6 protein-coding genes are annotated in these 5,862 nt (G+C 60.2%); 5 read left to right on the top strand and 1 reads right to left on the bottom strand.

The window, feature by feature from the left end; translation table 11 throughout:
- From ACZM96_RS09160 to ACZM96_RS09150, 3 genes are all read left to right on the top strand, one after another.
- Positions 1-386: hypothetical protein (locus tag ACZM96_RS09160; protein WP_489488678.1), on the top strand; the 386-nt coding region annotated here is incomplete at its 5' end.
- Between the two features lie 257 nt (positions 387-643).
- Positions 644-2,143 (top strand): APC family permease, encoded by a 1,500-nt coding sequence (locus tag ACZM96_RS09155; RefSeq protein WP_489488677.1) that lies wholly within the window; start codon positions 644-646, stop codon positions 2,141-2,143.
- A 315-nt stretch (positions 2,144-2,458) separates the two neighbouring features.
- Positions 2,459-3,190 carry a sulfite exporter TauE/SafE family protein gene (locus tag ACZM96_RS09150; RefSeq protein ID WP_489488676.1) on the top strand — a complete coding sequence of 244 codons (732 nt, stop codon included), beginning with the start codon at positions 2,459-2,461 and terminating at the stop codon, positions 3,188-3,190.
- 3 nt (positions 3,191-3,193) lie between these two features.
- Here ACZM96_RS09150 and menA read toward each other — a convergent pair whose 3' ends face one another.
- Positions 3,194-4,102, bottom strand: coding sequence for a 1,4-dihydroxy-2-naphthoate octaprenyltransferase (menA, locus tag ACZM96_RS09145; RefSeq protein ID WP_489488674.1), 909 nt, complete (start codon positions 4,100-4,102; stop codon positions 3,194-3,196).
- Between the two features lie 169 nt (positions 4,103-4,271).
- On the opposite strand from menA, the gene ACZM96_RS09140 reads away from it, so the two are divergent.
- Together ACZM96_RS09140 and ACZM96_RS09135 are read left to right on the top strand one after the other, a co-directional pair.
- Positions 4,272-4,946, top strand: coding sequence for a TetR/AcrR family transcriptional regulator (locus ACZM96_RS09140; RefSeq protein ID WP_489488673.1), 675 nt, complete (start codon positions 4,272-4,274; stop codon positions 4,944-4,946).
- Positions 4,947-5,061: 115 nt separating this feature from the next.
- A complete protein-coding gene (locus ACZM96_RS09135) occupies positions 5,062-5,628 on the top strand; it encodes a flavodoxin family protein (protein ID WP_489488672.1) in 567 nt (188 codons plus the stop codon).
- Positions 5,629-5,862: the final 234 nt, after the last annotated feature.

Below are 5,862 nucleotides of genomic sequence, written 5' to 3'. Positions count from 1 at the left end.
GCCGAGCGCGGAAACATCTTCCGGCGTCATCCGCCGACCTGTCGGCGGGAGGCGGACGAATCCGGTCAAGGCCACCGGTAAAAATTTTTCCTCTTTCATCCTTTATATTACGCTTTTTCCTCTCTTTTCAGCGCGAATCGCCGGCGCTTTCCCCTCCTGAAGCCTGCGCCGAAAAATTTCTGCGCGTCGGCTCCGGCCACACGTTTCCCGGCATGCCGACTCGAAAAATTTCTCCTGATATGACATTTTTTGCACAATCATCGCCTGAAAATCGACCTTCGACAGGAATTTTTACCGGCTTCATTCATTATATTAGCTCTACTTTTCACATATTTCTTTCAAAAAAGAAAAAATTTTTTTATTTTTTGATCATTTTCTTTTTTTAACATAATGATTTTTATTATCGATTTAAAAAAATATCTTTTATTTTCATAGCATTAACTATATGATTCTTTTTAGTATCAGCTTTGGCATGGTTCTTGCTTCACGTGACGCATCTCACATTATTTTGATCACGTGCATCCCCCCAAAAGTTGTTTGCTTGTTGTCGGTCCGCAGTGCCCGAACCTCCCTTTCCGGAGATTCCCGGGCGAACCTCGCCTGCTTCCGCAGGTTTCCCCTCTTCATTCAGCAGGAAAACGCCATGTCAGAAGCCAAGCTTACGAAATCTTTGTCTCCCATGCAGGTTTGCGCTCTCGCGCTAGGTTCCATTGTCGGTTGGGGCTGCTTTGTTCTTCCCGGCGACATGTTTCTTCCTTCCGCAGGTCCTCTCGGCACCCTGCTCGGCTTCCTTGCCGGCGCCATCCTCATTTCCTTTGTGGGTGTGTGCTACAGCTACATGGTCAAATACGCCCCCGTGGCCGGCGGCGCATTCACCTATGCCTACATAGGCTTCGGCCCCACCGCCTCGTTCATCTGCGGCTGGGCGCTCGTCATCGGCTACATCGCCATCGTCATGATCGACATAGCCGCCCTCTCGCTCATCTTCCGCTTCCTCTTCCCCGGCGTGTTTGAGTTCGGCGAACTCTACACCATCGCAGGATGGAAGGTGTATGTCGGCGAAGTGCTGCTCATGACTGCCGGCACCATCGTCTTCGGCTGGCTCAACTACCGCAGCGTGGGCATGGCCGGCAAGCTCCAGCTCATCCTCGCCTTCATGCTCACCTTCGGCATCGTGGCCTTCTTCTTCGGCTCCGCCTCCCTGGATTCCGCCGGCATCAGCAACCTCGTGCCCCTCTTCGCGGAAAACAAGTCCCAGGCCGCCTGCATCATGAGCATCTTCGCCCTTTCGCCCTTCCTCTTCGTCGGCTTCGACACCGTGCCGCAGGCATCGGAAGAATTCGCCTTCGAGCCCAGCCGCTGCCGCAACATCATGGTCGTTTCCATCTTCGTGGGCATGATCCTCTATGCCATGGTCATGCTGGGCGTGGCCATCGCCATCCCCTACCCTGAACTCCTCGCCAAGATGGAAGAAATGAGAGCCGCCGGCGGTCATGCCTGGGCGACCGGCTACGTGGCCACCCTCGCCTTCGGCAAGCTCGGCTCCATCATCCTGGCCTGCGCCGTGTTCGGCGCCGTCTGCACCGGCATCAACGGCTTCTTCGTGGCCGCCAGCCGCCTGCTCCTCGCCATGTCCAGAGGCCGCATCCTCCCCGAATGGTTCGGACGCATCCATCCCACCTACCACACCCCCTACAACGCCATCCTCTTCACCGCCCTCCTCGCTCTGCTCACTCCCTTCGCCGGCCGCTCCGCCGTCGGCTGGACCGTGGACATGAGCTCCGTCGGCACCGGCATCGGCTACCTCTTCACCTGCCTCGTCGCCCGCCGCGCCATCCTCAACAGCAGCGAAACCAGCGGCAGAAGCATCGGCCTGTTCTGCTGCGTCATGGGCACCATCTGCTCCATTCTGACCCTCGTCCTGCTCCTCACCCCCGGCTCCCCCGCCTACATCTCCTTCGCGCCGCGCTGCGTGCTCGCCGTGTGGGTCGTCATGGGATTCGTGTTCTACTTCTCCAACAAGAAGGTCTGGAGCAACCTCTCCACTGAGGAAATTTCCAGGAACATCCTCGGCGGCACCGACATCCCCATTCTGTTCGACAAGAAGACCTCTTCCTGCAACATTGAACGTGAAAACGCCTGAGCTCCGCGCTCATAACTGAAGAAGCGGGCCACCGGCGAAACCGTCGGCGGCCCGTTTCTCTCCCTCCTGCGCGTCGGAGGCGTTTCCCCCTGCCGCCTCCGGCGTCGCCCTGTGTTTCGCCGCAGCAGAGCGCGCCCCTCGCGGAAAACCGGCCGACGACCTCTCCGAGGCCAGACACAACGCTCTTTTCCGCCCCACGCGTCACGCTTCTGCGGATTTTCCTCTCCCTTTCTTCGGCGCAACTCTGCGTCATCCGTCCCAAAACGCTCCGAAGCGCTCCATCCCCCCCTCGTATCGACATCAGAGGCTCGCTCCATGGACACCACTTCGCTCATCGTTTTTCTCTGCTGGTTCGCGGGAGGCTTCGTCTCCGGCCTCACGGGCATAGGCGGAGCCATGGTCGCGGTTCCCGCGGCCGCCCTCGTTCTCCCCATGCACGTGGTCATTCCCCTCAGCTGCATCCTCAACGCGGCCATGGACGGCAGCCTGGCCTTCATGCACTTCCGCCACTGCCGCGTCAAAGCGCTCTGGCCGCTGCTGCTCGGCGCGCTGCCCGGATCGTTCGCAGGTCTCTACATTCTTCAGATGGTATCCGACGCCGTGCTTCAGGGCGCGGTGGGCGTGCTGCTCGTGGTCTATGTGCTCTGGCAGCGCGTGGCCAAAGCCGGAAGCAAAAAGGAAGATTCCTGGATTCTCGGCGGCACCGCAGGCTTCGGCGCCGGACTTCTCGGCACGGCCATCTCCTTCGACGGCCCGCCCGCCGGGGCCTACGCGCTCTATCGCGGCTGGTCGCCGCGCGAAGTGCTGGGCACGCTCGGCGTCTTCTTTCTCGTGCGCAGTCTTTTTACCTGCCTTCTTCAGGCGCAGGCCGGATTCTACACGCCGCAGGTGATCGGCTACGCCATGTACGGCATACCCGCCTGCATGCTCGGCGCCGTGTGCGCCTTTCCGGTGGTGAAGCGCATCCGCGTGGAACTGTTCCGCCGCGCGCTCATGGCCGTGATCGTCGTTGCCGGCCTCGTCTGTCTGTGGCAGGCCCTGCGCTGACCGCTACTTTGCGGCGGCGTCGAGCAGCAGTCCGGCAGCGAGCAGCAGACTGAAAATAAGAATGTTGCGCGACGTGAGACCGAGACAGCGATTGAGCGCCCGGCCTTCGTAAATGGAAACAATGCGGCTCCACACCCGATAGTGCGGAACAAGAAAGAGCAGCGGCAAAAGCCCCGCCCAGAACAGCCCATGCGGAATGAGACACAGCGCAAACGCGCAGGCGAATCCCCCCTGCGCCAGATAATACCGCAGGCCGAAATCCGCCCCGAAACGCGCAATGAGCGTTTTCTTGCCGGAAAGTTTGTCCTGATCGCGGTCGCGGAAGTTGTTGATGGTGAGCAGCAGATTGATGCACACGCCCACGGCAAGCCCGGCCAGCGTGGCCTGCGGAGCCCAGGCTCCGGCCTGCACGTAGTAGGTGAAGCCCACGGCCACCAGGCCGAAGAACACCACCACGAGCACGTCGCCCCAGCCGTGCGCCGCAAGCGGATACGGCCCGGCGGAATACATGTAGGCGCACGCCAGGCACACCAGCGCCACGACGGCCATGTTCCAGCCGCCGTACCAGACGAGCGGAAGTCCGGCGCAGAGCGCCAGCGCAAGATCAACGACAATGCCGATCTTCATGCTGCGGGGCGATATCCAGCCCTGGGCGCAGGCGCGGCGCGGCCCGAGGCGGTCGTCCCTGTCGTTGCCCTGCTCGAAGTCGCACACGTCGTTGATGAAGTTCGACGCAATCTGCATGAGCACGGCGAAAAGCACGCAAAGAAGCGCCGGAACCGGACGAAAACAGCCCGCCCACACGGCGAGAGAACAGCCAACGACCACCGGGGCGAGCGCCGCCGCCAGCGTTTTCGGCCGACAGGCCAATACCCACGCGTACAGAGAATCCTTGCGTACTTCAGCTTCCATACCTTATGCTCCCGCGGACTTACCGCAAATGTCCGGCTTGACGCCCCTTCCCGGGCGAGGGCAGAATAGCGCATCTTACAGGCAAAGAAAAGAACACCCGCGCCGTGCGCAAACACGGCGTTTTCCCCTGCAGGCGCAGGCAAACCTTCCGTTCGAGGGAGATCCTTCCATGACGGCGACATCCAGCAATCCGGCAGCGCGCGGCAAGGGCCGCCCCCGCAACTTCGACAGGAACACGGCCCTTCTCAAGGCCCTCGAAGTCTTCTGGCAGCGCGGCTACGGACCGGCCTCCGTTTCCGAGCTGTGCTCGGCCATGAGCATCAACGCCCCCAGCCTCTACGCCGCGTTCGGAAACAAGTCCGCCCTGTTTCTGGAAGCCGTAACCTATTACGAACAGCGGTACTGGGCCGCACCTTCCCGCAGATTCATGGAGGAAAAGGACTTCTACCGGGCCGTGAACAACTTCTTCATCGAGGCCGCAGGCATTCTGCGCTCCCCCGACACCCCCTGCGGCTGCATGGTCGTGCTTGCGGCGGTCAACATTTCCGAAAGCGAGCAGAACGTCATCCGCACGCTGCGTCAGATGCGCCTCGACACCAAAAACATGTTCGCCGAAAAAATCCGGCAGGCCGTGCTCGAAGGACAGCTTCCCGAAGACACGCAGATAGAAGCTATGGCCGGAGCCTTCAACACCTTTCTTGAAGGCATGTCCCTCCAGGCCAGAGACGGCCTGAACGCGGAGGAACTCAGGGACGCCGCCTCCTTTGCCGTGCGCATGCTGCCCAAATGGCACAAGAAGCTGAAACCCGCCCCCTCGCTTGAGCAGTTATCCTCATCTCATTAAAATTATAATCAATTACAAGTGATTACATATTTATATAATAATTGATAAAATATGTTGACTATTTTTATATCGTTCGATACATATTTAGGCACATCAACACATGAGGAGATCTCGCATGAGCAAGAACATTGTCATTCTCAACGGCAGTCCCAGAAAGCACGGCAACACCGCAACCCTTTGCGACGCCTTCGTCGAGGGCGCCGAGGCCGCGGGAAACCATGTGACGAGATTCGACCTTCAGACCATGAACATACACGGCTGTCTCGGCTGCATGAAGGGCGGCAAGGATCCGCAGAGCCCCTGCGTGCAGAAGGACGACATGGCCCTCATCTACCCCGCCTACAAGGAAGCCGACATCGTGGTGCTGGCCTCCCCCATGTACTACTGGGGCTTTTCCTCCCAGCTCAAGGCCGCCTTTGACCGCCTCTTCGCCGTGGCGGAGCTCGACAGCGAATACCGCAACCCCATCAAGAACTGCGTGCTGCTCATGGCGGCCGAAGGCAATACGCCCGAAAACGGCAAACCCGTGCTCGACTACTATCACACCCTTCTTGAGCAGCTCGGCTGGCACGACCTCGGCTCCATTCTGGCCGGCGGCGTGCTCCAGATCGGCGACATTCTCAAGAACGGCGGCCATGAAGCCCTGAAGCAGGCCAGAGAACTCGGCGCTTCGCTCTCCTGACGCCATCTTCGGCAAAACCGCAGCGATCCTTCCTTCCCGCTGCGGCCGAGCGCCCCTTTCCGCCGTCGCGAATGTTCTTCGCGGCGGCTTTTTTCATTTTTTTCGCCCCGCCCCGTCCGGAAGTCCGACGCTCCGTCCGCTCCTGCCCCTCACCGCATTGCGCTTTTCCGGCCCCGGGTTCCTCCCCGAAGGTCGCGGCCCTCCCCCCCCCTTCCGGCAGGACGCCTCCCGCTT

The sequence above is a fragment of the Mailhella sp. genome, from assembly GCF_057866825.1.
Note: the sequence above shows the minus strand (reverse complement) of the source record. Positions and strands in the feature narration are given on the sequence as shown.